Genomic DNA, 17,105 nt, shown 5'->3' on the forward strand with positions numbered 1-17,105 from the left:
CGATCAGCCCCGCTTCTGGCGAGCGATCTTCGTCTGGTCGATGTCCTCGTCCTCGAGCGGCTTGTGCTCCTCGCGGCCGACGAGCAGCGTGCCCTCGGACGTGCGGAAGACCTTCTTGAACTCGGCGATCGCAGCGACGGTGGCTTGCTTGCGGTCGTCACCGAACTGGAAGTCGCTGGCGATGTCGGTCAGGACGGAGGTGTTGTGCCGCAGGTAGTCGAGCAGTTCCTGCTCGAAGCGCAGCACATCGTCGACGGGGACGTCGTCGAAGTGGCCCTCAATGCCGGACCACACGCTGACGACCTGGTCCTCCACCGGGTACGGCGCGTACTGGCCCTGGCGCAGCAGCTCCGTGAGGCGGGCGCCTCGGTCGAGCTGGCGACGGGTGGTGGCGTCGAGATCCGAGGCGAACATGGCGAAGGCCTGCATGTCGCGGTACTGGGCCAGGCTCAGCTTCAGCGAACCGGAGACCTGCTTCATGGCCTTGACCTGGGCGGCGCCACCGACTCGGGACACGGACACGCCGACGTCGACGGCGGGGCGCTGGTTCGCGTTGAACAGATCAGACTGGAGGAAGATCTGGCCGTCGGTGATCGAGATCACGTTGGTGGGGATGTAGGCCGAGACGTCGTTGGCCTTCGTCTCGATGATGGGCAGGCCGGTCATCGAGCCGCCACCCAGCTCGTCGGAGAGCTTCGCGCAGCGCTCCAGCAGGCGGGAGTGGAGGTAGAAGACGTCACCGGGGTACGCCTCACGGCCCGGGGGACGACGCAGCAGCAGCGACATGGCGCGGTACGCCTCGGCCTGCTTGGTCAGGTCGTCGAACACGATGAGCACGTGGTTGCCCTGGTACATCCAGTGCTGACCGATGGCCGAGCCGGAGTAGGGGGCGATGTACTTGAAGCCCGCGGGATCCGAAGCGGGCGCGTGCACGATGGTGGTGTACTCCATCGCACCGGCTGCCTCGAGGGTGCCGCGCACCTCGGCGATGGTGGAACCCTTCTGACCGATGGCGACGTAGATGCAGCGGACCTGCTTCTTCTTGTCGCCCGATTCCCAGTTGGTCTTCTGGTTGATGATCGTGTCGATCGCGATGGCCGTCTTACCGGTCTTGCGGTCACCGATGATCAGCTGGCGCTGGCCACGGCCGATCGGGATCATCGCGTCGATCGACTTCAGACCGGTCTGGAGCGGCTCGCGCACCTCCTGGCGGTCCATGACGCCGGCGGCCTGCAGTTCGAGGGCACGGCGGCCCTCGATGCCGGTGATCTCGCCGAGACCGTCGATGGGGTTGCCCATGGCGTCGACGACGCGGCCGAGGTAGCCGTCGCCGACGGGGACCGAGAGGACGTCGCCCGTGCCGTGCACGGTGGAGCCCTCGTCGATGCCCTCGGACTCGCCGAGGACGACGACGCCGATCTCACGCTCGTCCAGGTTCAGTGCGATACCCAGGGTGCCGTTCTCGAACTGGAGCAGTTCGTTGGCCATCGCCGAGGGGAGACCCTCGACGCGGGCGATGCCGTCACCTGAGGACACGACCGTGCCGACTTCGGTGCGGCCGGCAGCTTGGGGCTCGTACGACTGGACGAAGTCGTCCAGTGCGCTGCGGATCTCATCCGGACTGATGGTGAGTTCAGCCATGTCGTCCTACTCTTTCTAGGGGTTCAGAGGTGGGTGAGCTGCCGGCGAGCATCTTCGAGCCGCGCAGCAACTGTTGATTCGATTACGTCATCGCCGATGACCACGCTCATGCCTCCCAGCACGGCGGGGTCGACCTCGATCTGCAGGCTGACGGGACCGCCCACCTGCTTCTCCAGAGCGGACTTCAGGCGGGTGAGGCGTGCCTCGTCGAGCGGACGCGCGACGGTGACCAGGGCGATCTTCTCGCCCGCGATCTCCGCGCCCATCTCCGCATACGACTTCGCCGTGAGGGCGAACGTGCGCCGGCGGGCCTTCACGGCGCGCGATGCGAGCGACGCGGTGACCGGGTGGACCTTGCCGGAGATCAGGCGGGCAACCAGTGCCCGCTTGCCGTCGACCGGGTACTTGCCGTCACGCAGGGCACCTGCCAGTGCGCGGTCATGGTCAACCGTGCTGGCCAGCTGGTACAGCTCCTCATTGACCTCGTCGATCCGACCGTCGCGCTGCGCGCTCTTGAGCGCGAGGCGGATGCCCTGCCGCTCAAGGCCGGTGACCAGGCGGTTGCCGCTGCGCCACGGGGTCTGCACCACCGCGGACAGGACGGCCAGAGCCGCGGGCGAGATCTTGCCGCCGAACAGACGCTCGGCGAGCTGTGCCCGGTTGGCGTCCGAGGCGGACGGATCCGAGAGGCTTCGACGCAGCGTCGGCTGACCGTCGAGCACATCGACGACGGCGAACAACTCGTCCGCGATGGTGGCATCTGTGGCGATGCCGTCCACCGTGGTGTCGAGCGCAGCGTATGCAGCGTCGCGGGCCGTCATCGGTCTGCGCCTGCCGTCTCGAGCTCAGCGAGGAAGCGATCGATGGTGCGCATGGCGCGCTCGTCGTCCGACAGTGATTCGCCGACGATCTTGCCCGCGAGGGTGGTGGCCATGCCGCCGACCTCACCGCGCAGATCGTGCACCAGCTGGGAGCGCTCCGCCTCGAGCTGCGCACGGCCCGATTCCAGAATCCGCTGGGATTCCTTCGTGGCCTTGTCGCGGGCCTCAGCGAGGATCGTCGCCGACTGATTCTTGGCGTCCTCACGGATGCGGGCGGCTTCTTCACGGGCAGCGTTGAGCTGATCGTTGTACTCAGCGAGCGCAGCCTCGGCCTTGGCCTCAGCTTCCGCGGCACGCTGCATGCCGCCTTCGATCCGGCTGGAGCGCTCTTCATACATCTTCTCGAAGGCCGGTACGACGACCTTCCACATGATGAAGAAGATCACCAGCATCAGGAGGACACCGGCGATGACCTCTGACCAGTAGTGGGGCGCAAGGGGTCCGAGGAGGTCCTGCGCCCCTTCCAAGGGGACCACAGGGGGCCTCAGAGAACGAACGCGAGGGCGATGGCGATGATGGCCAGGGCCTCAACCACGGCGAAGCCGATGAACGCGGTGCTCATCATGGCGCCACGGGCCTCAGGCTGACGCGCGGTGCCGTTGATCACCGACGCGAAGATCCAGGCAACACCGAGGGCCGGCGCGATCGTCGCGATCGCGTAGCCGATCATGTTGATGTTGCCGCTGATGCTGATTTCGAGGAGTTCCATTGTTTTCCTTTCGGATGGCTACCTAGGCGGTCGACCTAGACAGTCTGTTGGGGCTTAGTGCGCCTCGGCGATCGAGGTCGACACGTACTGGGCGGTGAGAACGGTGAAGATGTAGGCCTGCAGGGCGCCGATGAACAGTTCCAGCAGCATGATGATGATGCTGAACAGGATCGAGACGCCGCCGGAGATGTTGTAGAACAGGTTGTCCTGCTGGCTCAGCAGCCAGCCGCCTCCGATGGCGAAGACCATGACCACGAGGTGGCCGGCGAACAGGTTGGCGAACAGACGCAGCGCCAGCGTGATGGGCCGCGTGATGAACGTCGCGAGGAACTCCAGCGGGATCACCAGCGGCAGCAGGTACCCCGGCACGCCCTCGGGAATGAGCGACTTCTTGAGGAAGCCTCTGAAGCCCCACTTCGCGAAGCCGGCGCCCACGTAGACGAACCAGGAGAGGACGGCCAGGCCGTAGGCGAATCCGACATTCGAGAAGGCCGGGTACATGAAGAGGAAGAACTGGCCGAACCAGTTGTTGACCAGCAGGAAGCTGAACAGGCCCAGCAGGTACGGCAGGTACTTGCGGAAATCCGCGTGGAGGATGTCGCGGGCGATGCCGTTGCGCACGAACTCGTACATGTACTCGGCGAAGAACTGGCCCTTGGAGGGCTTGACCTTCAGCTTGCGTGAGGCGATCACCCACAGGATGATCACGAGCAGCGCACCGATGACGGCCTGCGCCAGCGGCTTGTTCACCCAGTCGGGCAGCACGCCCGGCCACAGGGAGTACCAGAGGAAGTCCTTGGTACCAGGAGGGGTGTAATCGCCGCCGGTCTCCAGCGGAAGAAGGCCCAGAGTCACGTACCGCTCCCGTATCGCTTGATGATCAGATACAAGCTGCTGAGAAGGCCCAGGATGAGCCCCACTGGCAGCAGCCAGTTGGTGTTCAGGAAATGGTCACCTACCCACCCCAGGCCCCCGTAGAAAATGATCCCTGCGAGGATGTAGGCGAGAACAGCCATACCGTCTTCGCGCCCCGTGGGGGCAGAACGCTCTGCTCCGTTGGATGGCGTAGGTGTGGTGCCCATGTCGGGAGTGAGCCTAGCGGAAACCGGACCGTGTTTCACATCGGCGAGAAGGCGTCCCGAAAACCGGGGCCCTCAGCCCGTCGGCGGCGGCTCATACTCGCGGTCGTAGACGGGGACATGCTGTCGCGAAGCGACGAACACCACGCCGATCACCCAGGCCAGCACGGTGCCGGCGACGCTCAGCAGCAGCCAGCCCTTCGACACGTGCGGCGCGACGGAAGGCAGGCCCAGCAGCGCCCACAGACCGGCCGCGATGCCGACCACCCGCACGCCGTAGCTGATCATGACCAGCCCCATGCCCTGGAAGGGTTCCAACTCCGAGGCCACCACCTCGATGGCCTGGCCGATCGAGTAGAAGATCACCACCGCGGCAAAGCCCAGCGCGGCGGTCAGCGCGGCCCCTCCCCCGCCGAGGCCCAGGGCCAGTCCGATGATCGTCAGGCCCACGACGTGGCCGCCGATGAGGCCGCCGACCATCATCTCCTTGGCCCGCCTGGTGGCCGCGGTGACGGTGCGTGCCTTGCGCGGCTCAGACATCGAGCGGCTTCTGGTCGACGACCTCGGCCTCGCGGCCTCCGATGAAGCTGGGTGCGGAGCGCACCGGCCACACCGTCAGCGCCAGCACGGTGAGCAGGCCGCCGGCCACCAGCCACACGCCGGTGGAGCGGCTCGTCAACGCGATGACCACCAGGCCCACGGAGACGACGGCGGCCCAGCCGTACATCAGCAGCACCGCTCCCCAGTGCGAATGGCCGCGGGCAAGGAGCCGGTGATGAAGGTGCTGCTTGTCGGCCTGGAACGGGTTCTGCCCGTTCCACGCGCGCCGCACCCATGCCAGCATGAGGTCGAGCAGCGGGAGTGCGAGGGCCGCGACCGGCAGCAGGATCGGCAGCAGGGCCGGGAAGGCGTCGCTGCCGCTGCCGGACAGCGCGCTCGGGTCCCACCGCCCGGTGAACGAGACGGCGCTCATCGCCATGAGGAACCCCAGCAGCATGGCGCCGGAATCCCCCATGAACATCTTGGCGGGGTGCCAGTTGTGGAACAGGAAGCCCACCGCGATGCCGCAGGTGGCCACGGTGATGAGGCTGGCCGTCGTGGCCCTGGTGAGCTCCTGCTCGTAGGCCAGGAAGTAGGTGTAGCTGAAGAACGCACCCGAACCGATGGCCACGATGCCACCTGCCAGGCCGTCCAGGCCGTCGACGAAGTTCACCGCGTTGACGCACAAGGCGATGATCAGCACCGTGATCATGATGCTGGTGGTCTCGTCGAGGCTGACGATGCGGTTGGGCAGCGGGATCCAGAAGATGCGCACGCCCGACATCACCGCGACGCCGGCCGCCATCACCTGGCCGCCGAGCTTCACGAGCGCCGGCATGTCGTACTTGTCGTCGAGGACGCCCACCACGCAGATGACCAGGCCAGCCCAGAGCACCGCCCAGGTGTCGTGTTCGACGGTGGTGTAGCGGCCCAGGAACGGCATCTGCACCGCCACAAGCAGCGCGATGGCCAGCCCCCCGAACATCGCGATCCCCCCGAAGTACGGGATGGGATAGGTATGCACGTCACGGTTACGCACCGTGGCGAGCGCTCCCGTGGCAACCGCGATCCGCCGGCACAACCCCGACAGGAGGTAGGTGGCGCCGGCCGCGATGAACAGCACGAGGAGGTATTCGCGCACTACTGCCCGTTCTCGTCGGCGGGCGTCTCAGGGGCGGGTGCCAGCTCGGTGACCGGCCCGACCTCATGGCCGAGAGCGGGTTCCGGCTGGGCGTCGGCCACCGGCAGGTCCATCACGTCAGGGGCCACCTCCCGGAGTTGCGCCATGCTCAGCGCGCCCTCACGCACGACGCGGCCCCCGGGGAAGGTGGCGAAGTCGACAATGGTGGAGGCGACTCCCCCGGCGGCGGGCCCGGCGTCGAGATAGACCGCGACCCTGTCGCCCAGCTGCTCCTTCGCCTCCCGGGCGCTCACGGCGGCGGGCTGGCCGTGCACGTTGGCTGAGCTGACTGCGAGGGGGCCGGTGCGGCGGAGGAGGGAGCGGGCGCCTTCATGATCCGGGACACGCACCGCCACGGTGCCGCCTGTGTCCCCCAGCTCCATCCCGGCCCTCGGCTGGGCGCGCAGGATGAGCGTCAGCGCCCCGGGCCAGAACGCCTTCGCCAGGTCGGCTGCGGCCTCCGGCACTTCGTCGGCGACGGCGCGTAGCATCGACGGCTCTGCGACCAGCACCGGGGGTGGCATGTCGCGGCCGCGCTCCTTGGCGTCGAGCAGGCGCTGCACCGCGTCGCGGTTGAACGCATCGGCGCCGATGCCGTAGACGGTGTCGGTGGGCAGCACGATGCACTGGCCGTCGCGGACGGCTGCGGCAGCCTCGTTGAGGGCGCTGTCGCCGTCGTACCTGAGGTTGAAGACGCGGGCGGTTTCGGTCACAGCCCAATCCTGCCACTAACGGGCGGCCGGGTCGCGGTGACGAACCGTGGGCGCCCGGTCAGGTCGTTGCGGGAGGCCACCTCCGCGAAGCCTGCCGTCTCAAAGAGTTCCACCACCGCAGGAGCGTGGGAGTCGTCGTGCTCGGTGGCCAGCAGCCCACCGGGGCGTAGGAGCCGGCGGCCCACCTCGGCCACCACCCGCAGCGCGTCGAGCCCATCGGGACCGGAGAACAGCGCGATCTCCGGATCCTGCAACACGTCGTCGGGCAGGATCTGCCGGTGTGCCTCCGGGATGTAGGGCGGGTTGGCGATCACCAGGTCGACGGTGCCGTCGAGTTCGTGGAAGGCCTCAGCCATGTCGCCCAGCAGGATGTCGACGCCGAGGCCCTCGAGGTTGCGTGCCAGGTAGGCATGAGCCTCGGGTGACAGCTCCACCGCGTGCAGCTCGATGTGGCCCAGCTCGCGGGCCAGCGCGGCCGTGATGGCGCCGGATCCCGCACACAGCTCGACGACGCGCCGCCTATCCGACGGGCGCTCCGCGAGGCGGTCCAGCGCCCAGCCCACCATCTCCTCAGTCTCGGGGCGCGGGATGAACACACCGGGACCCACTTTGAGCGTCTCGTGGCGGAAGTAGGCCTCGCCCGTGAGGTGTTGGAGCGGCACCCCCTCCGCCCGACGCTCCGCGAGGGCGTCGATGACAGGGCGTTGGCGCTTCGACACACGAGAAATCAACAGTTGGGAGGGCTCGATGCCCAGGGCGTGCGCCACGAGAATGCGGGCCTCTGGGCCGGGGCTGGGCGACCCTGCCCTGCTGAGCCGTTCGGCGACCTCGTGGGCGACGTCCTGCGCCCTCACCCGCCTACCTCGGAGAGGCGTTCGGCCAGGTCCTGCTCGGCCAGCGCGTCGAGCAGCGGGGTGAGCGCCCCCTCCAGCACGGCGTCGAGGTTGTGGGCCTTGTAGCCGATGCGGTGATCCGTGATCCGGTTCTCCGGGAAGTTGTAGGTGCGGATGCGTTCCGAGCGGTCGACGGTGCGCACCTGGGACTTGCGCGCATCTGAGGCAGCAGCGGCCGCCTCCGCCTCGGCTACCTGGATGAGGCGGGCACGCAGCATCCGCATCGCGGATTCGCGGTTCTGCAGTTGCGAACGCTCGTTCTGGCAACTGACCACCGTGCCCGTGGGCACGTGCGTGATGCGCACCGCCGAATCCGTGGTGTTGACCCCCTGGCCGCCCGGCCCGGAAGCGCGGTAGACGTCGATGCGCAGATCCTCGTCGTTGATCTCCACCTCGTCGGCCTCCACGTCCGGCATCACGAGCACGCCCGCGGCGGAGGTGTGGATGCGGCCCTGCGACTCGGTGACCGGCACACGCTGCACGCGGTGCACGCCGCCCTCGAACTTCAGCCGGCCATACGGGCCGAACTCGTGGTTGGTGCCGCCCTTGACGGCGGCGGTGACGGACTTGTAGCCGCCCAGATCCGTGTCCTGCGCGTCGAGGATCTCGATCTTCCAGCCCAGCTCCTCCGCGTAGCGGGTGTACATGCGCAGCAGGTCCCCCGCGAACAGCGCGGACTCGTCGCCGCCCTCGCCGGACTTGATCTCCAAGAGCGCGTCGGCATCATCGTTGGGGTCCCGCGGCGCGAGCAGCCGGGTGAGCTTCTCCGTGGCCGCCTCCAGCTGGGTGTCGAGATCGGCCACCTCGTCGGCGAACGACGAATCGTCGGCTGCCAACTCCGCGGCCGCCTCCCGGTCACCGGTGAGGCGGCGGAACTCGTCGATTCCCTCGACGATGGGCCGCAGCGCCGCGTAGCGACGCCCCACCCTGCGGGAGCGCCCCATGTCGGCGTGCAGCTCTGGATCAGCGAGCTGCTTCTCGAGGTCGCGGAATTCATCGATCAGCGGCTGCGCGTTCTCGAACATGCCGGGGCTCCTGGTGGGTGTCAGCGGGCAAAAAGAAACGAACGCCGGTCCGGGTGGAAACCCAGAGCACGGCGTTCGTTGCGGTGGCTACTTCTTGGCGTAACGCTTCTCGAAGCGGGCGACGCGGCCACCGGAGTCAAGAATCTTCTGCTTGCCGGTGTAGAACGGGTGGCACTCGGCGCACACGTCAGCGTTCAGCGTGGCGGTGGTGCTGCGGGTGGTGTACGTGTTGCCGCAGGTGCAGGTCACCGTGGCCTCGACGTAATCAGGGTGGATTCCCTGCTTCATGATGGTCTCCTAGATGTTGGTTTCGACCGGGTCGCCTGGAGGCGGCGTGAACCGGCACAACGAGACATTATGGCACGCGCGCCCCACCATCCCCAAACCATGAGCCGCTGCCCGCGAGGCGCCACCCCGAGCCTGGTCCCTGAGCGTCGCCCTGCGCGACGACGCTTGTGCTGAGCCTGTCCCAGCGCGAAGCGCAGGACAGGTCGAAGCGAAGGGCACCCGCAGCCAATCTGACGCCTGATGCCACCGGTGGTCGCCGCTGTCTCTGATGGGAGCCTTCGCCGGCCACGCAGAAGGCGGTCACTCTGTGGTGCTGCTCCCACAACCGCCACCGCCGGCACCGCTCAGGCGGCACCGGCGGTGACGGTCCGACGCGACACGCGCCATGCGACTAACCGTCCTGTGCGGGCGTGGTCTTGAGCACGCTCAGCAGGATGGGGGCCTTCGCCGGCCCCGCAGAAGGCGGTCACTCTGTGGTGCTGCTCCCACACCCGCCACCGCCGGCACCGCTCAGGCGGCACCGGCGGTGACGGTCCGACGCGACACGCGCCATGCGACTAACCGTCCTGTGCGGGCGTGGTCTTGAGCACGCTCAGCAGGAAGTCGTGATTGCTCTCGGTCTTGCTCATGCGACCCTTCAGAGTCTCGAGCGCCGACTGGTCGTCGAGGCCGGACAGGGCGCGGCGGAGCTTCCAGATGATGCCCAGCTCGTCGCGCTTGAGCAGCAGTTCCTCGCGGCGGGTGCCCGACGCGTCCACGTCGATCGCCGGGAAGATGCGCTTGTCCGCCAGCTCGCGGCGCAGACGCAGCTCCATGTTGCCGGTGCCCTTGAACTCCTCGAAGATGACCTCGTCCATCTTGGAGCCGGTCTCGATGAGCGCGGTGGCCAGGATGGTCAGCGAGCCGCCGTCCTCGATGTTGCGGGCCGCGCCGAAGAACTTCTTCGGCGGGTACAGCGCTGCGGAGTCGACGCCGCCGGAGAGGATGCGGCCCGACGCGGGGGCAGCCAGGTTGTAGGCGCGACCTAGGCGGGTGATGCCGTCGAGCAGTACGACGACGTCGTGGCCCAGCTCGACGAGACGCTTGGCGCGCTCGATGGCCAGCTCGGAGATCATCGTGTGATCCTCAGCCGGGCGGTCGAACGTGGAGGCGATGACCTCGCCGGAGACCGTGCGCTGGAAATCCGTGACTTCCTCGGGACGCTCATCGACGAGGACGACCATCAGGTGCACCTCGGGGTTGTTGGCGGCGATCGCGTTGGCGATGGCCTGCATGATCATCGTCTTACCGGCCTTGGGCGGCGAGACGATGAGGCCTCGCTGGCCCTTGCCGATGGGCGAGACCATGTCGATGATGCGACCGGTGAGGTTGGCCTGCACCGTCTCGAGGCGCAGCCGCTCCTGCGGGTACAGCGGGGTCAGCTTCTGGAACTCGGGACGGCCCTTGGCCTGCTCCGGATCAGCGCCGTTGACCGTGTCGAGGCGCACCAGCGGCTGGAACTTCTCCTTGCGCTCGTTCTCCCGCGCCACACGGACAGCGCCGGTGATCACGTCGCCGCGACGCAGCCCGTAGCGACGCACGGTGGACATGGAGAGGTAGGCGTCCGCAGGGCCGGGGAGGTAGCCGGTGGTGCGGACGAAGGCGTAGTTGTCGCGGATGTCGACGATGCCGGAGATGTTGGCCAGCACGTCGTCCTCGGAGACGGTGGGCTCGGCCTCCATGTTGCCCATGCCCTGGCCGCCGCGGCCCCCGCCGCCCTGGCGACGCTGGTTCCGGTCACGGTTGCGACGGCGACGGCTGCGGCGCGAACCGCCCTGGTCGTCGTCGTAGCTGCTGGGATCGATGGTCACCGAGCGCGACTGGCCGCCGTTGTTCTGCTCAGGCTGCTGGTTGCCCTGCTCGCGCTGGCCGCCCTGGCCACCGCCCATGGCGGCCTCCAGCAGTTCGCCCACCTCCTCGACGACCTCGGGGTTGGGCTGGCGGTCACGGTCGCGGCCGCGACGACGGCGGTTGCGGCCGCCCTCGGCCTGCTGCTGACCGTTGTTCTGGTTGTGCTGGTTGTTCTGCTGCTGATCGCTCTGCTGGTTGCCCTGCTGCTGATCGGTCTGCTGCTGGGAGTTGTCGTCGTCCTTCTGGCGACGACGCCCCCGGGTGCGCTCCTCGGCCGGCGGCTGCGCGTCAGCGGGCAGCTCAGCCTGGGCGGGACGTTCGGTGCGCTCGGTGCGCTGGCGGGCGGGGCGATTGCCACCCTGATTCTGGATCGCGGAGACGAGGTCTGCCTTGCGCATGCCAGAGGTGCCCTTGATGCCCAGCCCGGTCGCGACTTGCTTGAGTTCGACCAACTTCATGCTGGACAGGTCAACGGATTCGCTCAAAACGAGTTTCCTTCCAAAGAGCCGGGCGCGCAGTAATGGTCAATGCGCCGACGGCGTCAAAATGATGGGACCCACTCAGCGGCTGAAACTGCGGCATCCAACACCCGCGACAGCGCCTTCTTCGGTGAGCCACTCATCAGGCTAGCAAGAAATGGGCACAGATACCAACGTTTCGGTTCAGCGCAGTTCGACTCCCCCGGCCGGGCGGAGGTGCCGCACAGCGAATCCGGGGGTGTCGACGGCGTCGATGCCGGCCAACTGCTCGTCGAGGCCCACGGCGATCACCGTGGGGCCGGCCCCGGAGATGGCAGCCGGGATCCCAGCCTCGCGCAGCCGCAGCATGAGGTCATAGCTGGCGGCCATCATGGGCGCCCGGTACTGCTGGTGCAGCAGGTCGGCAGTGGCGTCGAACAGCAGATCTGGACGCTTCGTCAGCGCCAACGGCAGGACGGCCGCCGCGATGGCCTGCGACACCGCGTCTGCGCGCGAGACGGTATCGGGCAGCACCGCGCGGGCGTCGTCGGTCTTCGATTCGGTGGCTGGTACGTAGGCCACGGCCCGGAAGCTGTCCGCCAGGGGGAGCTGCACCAGCGAGACCTTCCCCGCCCTGGCCCACGCGAGGATCGCGCCACCCCAGACGGCGGCCCCGGCATTGTCAGGGTGCCCCTCCGCCTCGTGGGCGAGGCGGGTGATGGCCGGGCGGTCGATGGGCTCACCGGGGTGGGCGATGCCCCACGCCAGCGTCAGGCCGGCCACGATCGCGGAGGCCGACGAGCCCAGCCCCCTCGAGTGCGGGATGGTGTTGTGCGCGCTCAGACGCAGGCCGGGCGCGTCGCCGCCCCATTCCTGCAATCCGCGGCTGATCGAACGCACGACGAGGTGCCGCTCGTCGGTGGGCACCTGGTGGGCGCCCTCCCCCGTGACTGCGATCTCGAGACCCGGTTCGTCGAGCACGTCGAGCGTCAGTTCGTCGAACCAGTCGAATGCCATGCCCACGCAGTCGAAGCCGGAGCCCAGGTTCGCCGTCGTGGCGGGCACCCGGACGGTCAGGCGCCGAGGCACCTCAGAAGCCCTCAACCCGCATGACGCGAACCTCGGAGCCCACGAAATCCGCGGCCGACAACTCGGCGACGACCGCCTCGAGCGAGGATTCGCGCGTCTCGTGCGTCATCACGCCGAGGCGGGCGGGGAAGCCCTCCTCGTGTTCCTCGTCCTCCAGGTAGGCCTGCTGGACCACACGCAGCGACACGCCGTGGTCGCCGAACAGCGCGGCGCAGCGCGCCAGCACGCCGGGGCGGTCCTCCACCTCGAAGCTGAGGTAGAACTGGGCCAGCGATTCGCCGATGGGCGCCACCTGGCGGCGGGTGTACCCGGAACCCACATGCCCCGCGGTGCCGCGACGGCGGTTGCGGGCCACGGTGACCACGTCGCCCATGACGGCGCTCGCGGTGGGGTTGCCACCGGCGCCGGCACCGAGGAACATCAACTCGCCCGCCTCGCGGGAGTTGACGAAGATCGCATTGTAGGCGCCTCGCACGGAGGCCAGCGGGTGCTTGTTGGCCACCATGGCCGGATGCACCTTGACGATGATGCGGTCATCAGCGGTGAGCTTCGCCACGGCGAGCAGCTTGACGGTGCAGTCGAGCGACTCTGCGGCCGCGATGTCGCTCTCGGTCACGCCCGTGATGCCCTGTGTGAAGACCTCGCCGCCCTTGACTTCGGTGTGGAACGCGAGCCCGGCCAGGATGGCGGCCTTGGCCGCGGCGTCGTGGCCCTCCACATCGGCGGTGGGGTCCGCCTCCGCGTAGCCCAGGTCCTGTGCCTCGGCGAGGGCTTCGTCGAAGCTGACGTCGTCTGTGACCATCTTGTCGAGGATGAAGTTGGTGGTGCCGTTGACGATGCCCATCACCTCGGTGATGTCGTCGCCCACGAGGGACTCGCGCAGCGGGCGGATGATCGGGATCGCGCCGGCCACCGCGGCCTCGTAGTAGAGGTCCGCCCCGTTCTCCTGCGCCAGGCGCGACAGCTCGCCCAGGTCCTCGGCGAGCAGCGCCTTGTTGGCGGAGATGACGGAGGCGCCCTTGCTGAGTGCGGTGCGCACCAGCCCCCTGGCCGGTTCGAGGCCGCCGATCAGTTCGATGACGATGTCGAGGTCGTCGCGCGCCACGAGAGACTCTAGATCTGTCGTCAGCAGCGCCGGATCGATGCCGGGGCGGTCCGCGTCCATGCGGCGCACGCCGATGCCGACCAGTTCCAGGCGACGGCCGATGCGCTGCTCGAGCGTGTCGCCCTCGTTGAGGATGATGCGTGCCACCTGGCTGCCGACGACGCCGGCTCCCAGCAGCACAACCTTGAGCGGCTTGCTCACTTACCCACATCCAATCTCATGAGGTCGTCCAGGGTCTCGCGGCGGAGCATCACGTCGGTGACACCGTCCTTCGCGCTGACGACGGGGGGCTTCGGAATCTGATTGTAGTTATTGGCCATGCTGCGCGCGTAGGCGCCCGAACCTGGCACGGCGATGAGGTCGCCGATGCGCACGTCACCGGGCAGGAACACGTCGCGGATCAGGATGTCGCCGCCCTCGCAGTGCTTGCCGACGACGCGGCACAGCACCGGCTCCGCGCCTGAGGTGCGGTTGGCGATGGCGCCCGAGTACTCCGCCGCATAGAGGGCCGGGCGGATGTTGTCGCTCATGCCGCCGTCGACGCTGACGTAGGTGCGGGAGCGCCCGCCCTCCAACTCGACGATCTTGACGGTGCCCACCTCGTAGACGGCCACCCCGGAGGGGCCGCAGATGGCGCGGCCGGGCTCGATGCTCAGGTGTGGGCGGGCGATGCCGAACGCCCGGCACTCGTGCTCGATCATCTCCTCGAAGGAGGCTGCGATCTGAGTGGTGGCCGTGGGGCTGTCCGCCGAGGTGTAGGCGATGCCGAAGCCGCCGCCCAGATCCATCTCCGGCAGCTCGACGCCTGTGGCGGTGCGGAACTGCGAGGCCAGCTTCATGGTGCGGCGGATGGCCACCTCGAAGCCGTGGGTGTCGAAGATCTGGGAGCCGATGTGGGAGTGGATGCCGCGCAGTTCGAGGTACTTCGAGGACTGGCAGCGCACCAGCGCCGTCAGCGCCATCCCGCCCATGATGCTCAACCCGAACTTCTGATCCTCGTGCGCGGTGGCGATGTACTCATGCGTGTGCGCCTCGACGCCGGTGGTGACGCGCACCAGCACGTTGGCGGTGTGGCCGCCCTCCTCGCAGGCGCGTTCCAGGCGGTTGATCTCATCGAAGGAGTCCACAATGATGCGCCCCACGCCCTGCTCCAACGCGAAGGCGATCTCGGCCTCGGACTTGTTGTTGCCGTGGAAGCCGAGCCGCTCGGCGGGCATGCCGCCGGCCAGCGCGATGCGCATCTCCCCCATGGTGGTGACATCCAGGTTGAGGCCCTCTTCGGCTGCCCACCGGGCCACGCGCCGGGTCAGCAGCGCCTTGCCCGCGTAGTAGATGGACCAGCCGGGGAAGGCCTGCAGGAAGTCGCGCGCCCTGGAGCGGAAGTCCTCCTCGTCGATCACGTAGACGGGGGTGCCGTGCTCCTCGGCCGCCTCGGTCAGGGGCACGCCCGCGACGACGATGCGGCCCTGCTCGTCGCGGTGGGTGCCGCGGGGCCACAGCGCGAGGTCGAGTTCGTTGAGGTCATCGGGCACTGTGAGCCACTGCGGGCCGCCCTGCACGGCATCCGCATGGATCGAGCCGGCGATGTGCATGTGGGTCATGCGCCCAAGCCTGCCAGAGCGCCCGGCCCTCAGCTAACCGCGTCCACCTCTACCAGCTTGGCCTCGCGGAGCAGCACCTCGGCCGGATCGCCGTCGACGACCTCGCCGTCGACCCGCACCGTGAGGGAGCCGCAGGCCGCGCCGAGGCAGCCGTCGGCGAAGCGCACCCCCCACAACTCGAACAGGTGGCCGAGCGTGGATTCGCGGTTGCCCTGGCCCTCCAACCACACCTCCCCGCCCGGGTCATGGGTGTGCACCGGCGCCTGGATGGCTCGCGGGCGGTCGATCCCGATGAACGCGGGCACCTCGACGGCCTCGCCGTCGACGCTCACCGCGAGGTCGAGGATCCAGGGATCCGAGTCGTCGCCCAGCGAGAGTTCGGGGAGGCCCGTGGCCTGGATGTAGGAGATGGCGTCGCGCGGCGCATCCCACGGCGGAGGGGTGTCGCGCTGCACCGGAGGGGCGGGCTCGGGGCGCGACACGCAGCCGACGAGCAGCAGGACCGTGACGAGGACAACCAGCAACCGATGCACCCGGCCACCATAGCCGCGTCGACGCCACGGGAGGGCGGTTGGTTTCTGCACCGGTCGAGAGGTGCTAACCTTTCACGGTCGCCTACAAAGTGACCGGCCCCCGTAGCTCAGGGGATAGAGCACCGCCCTCCGGAGGCGGGAGCCGAGGTTCGAATCCTCGCGGGGGCGCCGTCCATCTCTCTGGGAGGCACAGTGACCAAGCTCGCACGGGCCGCTGGCAGCCTCACCCCCAGAGACGTCGCGGTGCCGGTTGGTCTCATCATCGTCTTCGCCGTGACCCGCTACCTCATCGCGCTGTCGCTGCAGTTGGAATCGGTCGCCTTCATCGCCAACGACGTGGGCTATTACGCCTTCTTCCTCAACAAGTTGGAGATGGGCGAGACGGGCATCATGCTGGAATACCCCGTGCCGGCGGTGTGGATCATGCAGTTCATCTACTGGCTGGGCGGTGGCATGCAGACGTGGACCACCACCTACGTGGTGTGCTTTGTGCTGCTGGACTTCCTAGTGGCGGCACTGCTGTACCGCCGCCGCAACGCGGCCGCGGCCCTGTTCTGGATCCTTTTCACCGGCGCGCAGGGGGCCGTGCTCTGGTACCGGTTCGACCTCATCCCCGCCGCGTTGGTGGCCATCGCCTGCCTTGACGCGATGCGCTTCCCGAAGGTCGCGGGCGGCGCCATCGGCCTGGGCGCGGCCATCAAGCTCTGGCCTGCCCTCCTGATCGGACCTCTGCTGGCGCCAAACCCCGTCCGCCGCACAGGCGGCCGGAGCCGCCTCATCGGTTTCGTGGTGGCCGGCTTCGGGCTGGCCGCCGCCTCCCTGCTGACGCACGGCTGGACCCGATCGGCCTCCCCGATCACGTGGCAGAGTGAACGCGGCCTGCAGATCGAATCCGTACCCGCCACCCCGCTGATGTTCCTGCGCACGTTCACACACAACGAGAGCTGGCTCATCGACATCTCCGAGTACAACGCCCTGGAAATCGTCACCGGCCCTGGCATCGATGCCCTGCTGAACGTCTCGACGGCGCTGACGGCCGCGTCGATCCTGCTCGCCGTGGTGCTCAGTTGGCGACTCATCCGTAACTTCTCACTCGAGGATTCCCGCCTGCACGAGGCGATGCTGCTGGCAGTGCTCGCGATTCTCCTGGCCACCGTCGTGGCGAACAAGACGCTCTCTCCGCAGTACATCGTGTGGATCGGAGGGCCGGTGGCCGCGCTGCTGGTGATCCAGCGCAGCGGTTGGCTGAAGCGTCACATCATTGTCATGGCAGTGGCGATGGTGGTCATCGGCGGGCTGACGCAGTTCACCTACCCGTGGGGCGCCTACGGCGTGATGGCCATCCCCCAGGGTTCGGGCCCCGAAACCTCGGTGCTGGTGCTGCGCAACGTCATGCTCGTGGCGCTGACGGTCCACGCGCTCGTGCTCGCCTGGCGGACCGGGCGCCGCCCCACCTCCTGAGAGCGGTCAAAAGCGTTGC

General features: G+C 68.2%; 18 protein-coding genes and 1 tRNA gene. 2 read left to right on the forward strand and 17 right to left on the reverse strand.

Translation table 11 applies throughout. The features are described 5' to 3' along the window. Window positions 1-3 precede the first annotated feature (3 nt). From atpA to BN1186_RS13255, 17 genes are all read right to left on the reverse strand, one after another. Window positions 4-1,641 carry a F0F1 ATP synthase subunit alpha gene (atpA, locus tag BN1186_RS13175; RefSeq protein ID WP_040284457.1) on the reverse strand — a complete coding sequence of 546 codons (1,638 nt, stop codon included), beginning with the start codon at window positions 1,639-1,641 and terminating at the stop codon, window positions 4-6. A gap of 23 nt (window positions 1,642-1,664) precedes the next feature. Then, window positions 1,665-2,462, reverse strand: a complete 798-nt coding sequence (locus BN1186_RS13180) for a F0F1 ATP synthase subunit delta (protein ID WP_040284458.1) — start codon at window positions 2,460-2,462, stop codon at window positions 1,665-1,667. Continuing rightward, window positions 2,459-2,989 (reverse strand): F0F1 ATP synthase subunit B, encoded by a 531-nt coding sequence (locus BN1186_RS13185; RefSeq protein ID WP_040284889.1) that lies wholly within the window; start codon window positions 2,987-2,989, stop codon window positions 2,459-2,461. Before BN1186_RS13185 ends, BN1186_RS13180 begins: the two co-directional genes overlap by 4 nt. Before the next feature lie 17 nt (window positions 2,990-3,006). After that, entirely contained in the window at window positions 3,007-3,231 is a 225-nt protein-coding gene (gene atpE, locus BN1186_RS13190; RefSeq protein WP_040284459.1) for an ATP synthase F0 subunit C, read from the reverse strand. 54 nt (window positions 3,232-3,285) lie between these two features. Then, the gene (gene atpB, locus BN1186_RS13195) at window positions 3,286-4,086 is read right to left on the reverse strand and encodes a F0F1 ATP synthase subunit A (RefSeq protein ID WP_082031424.1); all 801 of its coding nucleotides are present in this window, start codon (window positions 4,084-4,086) and stop codon (window positions 3,286-3,288) included. Further along, the gene (locus BN1186_RS13200) at window positions 4,083-4,313 is read right to left on the reverse strand and encodes a hypothetical protein (RefSeq protein ID WP_040284460.1); all 231 of its coding nucleotides are present in this window, start codon (window positions 4,311-4,313) and stop codon (window positions 4,083-4,085) included. Before BN1186_RS13200 ends, atpB begins: the two co-directional genes overlap by 4 nt. A gap of 72 nt (window positions 4,314-4,385) precedes the next feature. Beyond that, the gene (locus BN1186_RS13205) at window positions 4,386-4,850 is read right to left on the reverse strand and encodes a hypothetical protein (RefSeq protein WP_040284461.1); all 465 of its coding nucleotides are present in this window, start codon (window positions 4,848-4,850) and stop codon (window positions 4,386-4,388) included. Next, the gene (locus tag BN1186_RS13210; RefSeq protein WP_040284462.1) at window positions 4,843-5,991 is read right to left on the reverse strand and encodes an MraY family glycosyltransferase; all 1,149 of its coding nucleotides are present in this window, start codon (window positions 5,989-5,991) and stop codon (window positions 4,843-4,845) included. The genes BN1186_RS13205 and BN1186_RS13210 overlap by 8 nt, the downstream gene beginning before the upstream one ends. Next, complete coding sequence (locus BN1186_RS13215; RefSeq protein ID WP_074437042.1) at window positions 5,991-6,743, reverse strand: L-threonylcarbamoyladenylate synthase; 753 nt, start codon at window positions 6,741-6,743, stop codon at window positions 5,991-5,993. The genes BN1186_RS13210 and BN1186_RS13215 overlap by 1 nt, the downstream gene beginning before the upstream one ends. Then, complete coding sequence (prmC, locus tag BN1186_RS13220) at window positions 6,740-7,597, reverse strand: peptide chain release factor N(5)-glutamine methyltransferase (protein WP_040284463.1); 858 nt, start codon at window positions 7,595-7,597, stop codon at window positions 6,740-6,742. The genes BN1186_RS13215 and prmC overlap by 4 nt, the downstream gene beginning before the upstream one ends. Next, entirely contained in the window at window positions 7,594-8,661 is a 1,068-nt protein-coding gene (gene prfA, locus BN1186_RS13225) for a peptide chain release factor 1 (protein WP_040284464.1), read from the reverse strand. Before prfA ends, prmC begins: the two co-directional genes overlap by 4 nt. A gap of 87 nt (window positions 8,662-8,748) precedes the next feature. Next, entirely contained in the window at window positions 8,749-8,949 is a 201-nt protein-coding gene (rpmE, locus tag BN1186_RS13230) for a 50S ribosomal protein L31 (RefSeq protein WP_040284465.1), read from the reverse strand. Window positions 8,950-9,506: 557 nt separating this feature from the next. Continuing rightward, window positions 9,507-11,297, reverse strand: coding sequence for a transcription termination factor Rho (rho, locus tag BN1186_RS13235; RefSeq protein WP_040284466.1), 1,791 nt, complete (start codon window positions 11,295-11,297; stop codon window positions 9,507-9,509). 204 nt (window positions 11,298-11,501) lie between these two features. Further along, a complete protein-coding gene (thrB, locus tag BN1186_RS13240) occupies window positions 11,502-12,386 on the reverse strand; it encodes a homoserine kinase (protein WP_040284467.1) in 885 nt (294 codons plus the stop codon). Window position 12,387: 1 nt separating this feature from the next. Continuing rightward, window positions 12,388-13,692: a homoserine dehydrogenase gene (locus BN1186_RS13245; protein ID WP_040284468.1), complete on the reverse strand. Its 1,305-nt coding sequence runs from the start codon at window positions 13,690-13,692 to the stop codon at window positions 12,388-12,390. Beyond that, window positions 13,689-15,092, reverse strand: a complete 1,404-nt coding sequence (lysA, locus tag BN1186_RS13250; protein WP_040284469.1) for a diaminopimelate decarboxylase — start codon at window positions 15,090-15,092, stop codon at window positions 13,689-13,691. The genes BN1186_RS13245 and lysA overlap by 4 nt, the downstream gene beginning before the upstream one ends. A gap of 29 nt (window positions 15,093-15,121) precedes the next feature. Beyond that, window positions 15,122-15,625 (reverse strand): hypothetical protein, encoded by a 504-nt coding sequence (locus tag BN1186_RS13255; RefSeq protein WP_052460164.1) that lies wholly within the window; start codon window positions 15,623-15,625, stop codon window positions 15,122-15,124. A 96-nt stretch (window positions 15,626-15,721) separates the two neighbouring features. Here BN1186_RS13255 and BN1186_RS13260 point away from each other — a divergent pair. Beyond that, a tRNA-Arg gene (locus BN1186_RS13260) sits at window positions 15,722-15,793 on the forward strand. A 24-nt stretch (window positions 15,794-15,817) separates the two neighbouring features. Next, the gene (locus tag BN1186_RS13265) at window positions 15,818-17,086 is read left to right on the forward strand and encodes a glycosyltransferase 87 family protein (protein ID WP_040284470.1); all 1,269 of its coding nucleotides are present in this window, start codon (window positions 15,818-15,820) and stop codon (window positions 17,084-17,086) included. Window positions 17,087-17,105: the final 19 nt, after the last annotated feature.

This window comes from Tessaracoccus massiliensis, from assembly GCF_000826065.2.
Classification (GTDB): Bacteria; Actinomycetota; Actinomycetes; order Propionibacteriales; family Propionibacteriaceae; genus Arachnia; species Arachnia massiliensis_A.

Excerpts from the sequence above, each read along its gene's own strand:
- atpE (WP_040284459.1), bottom strand. The coding sequence starts at position 3,231 with ATGGAACTCCTCGAAATCAGCATCAGCGGCAACATCAACATGATCGGC.
- BN1186_RS13180 (WP_040284458.1), bottom strand. The coding sequence starts at position 2,462 with ATGACGGCCCGCGACGCTGCATACGCTGCGCTCGACACCACGGTGGAC.
- prfA (WP_040284464.1), bottom strand. The coding sequence starts at position 8,661 with ATGTTCGAGAACGCGCAGCCGCTGATCGATGAATTCCGCGACCTCGAG.
- lysA (WP_040284469.1), bottom strand. The coding sequence starts at position 15,092 with ATGACCCACATGCACATCGCCGGCTCGATCCATGCGGATGCCGTGCAG.
- atpA (WP_040284457.1), bottom strand. The coding sequence starts at position 1,641 with ATGGCTGAACTCACCATCAGTCCGGATGAGATCCGCAGCGCACTGGAC.
- rho (WP_040284466.1), bottom strand. The coding sequence starts at position 11,297 with ATGAAGTTGGTCGAACTCAAGCAAGTCGCGACCGGGCTGGGCATCAAG.
- rpmE (WP_040284465.1), bottom strand. The coding sequence starts at position 8,949 with ATGAAGCAGGGAATCCACCCTGATTACGTCGAGGCCACGGTGACCTGC.
- BN1186_RS13205 (WP_040284461.1), bottom strand. The coding sequence starts at position 4,850 with ATGTCTGAGCCGCGCAAGGCACGCACCGTCACCGCGGCCACCAGGCGG.
- BN1186_RS13200 (WP_040284460.1), bottom strand. The coding sequence starts at position 4,313 with ATGGGCACCACACCTACGCCATCCAACGGAGCAGAGCGTTCTGCCCCC.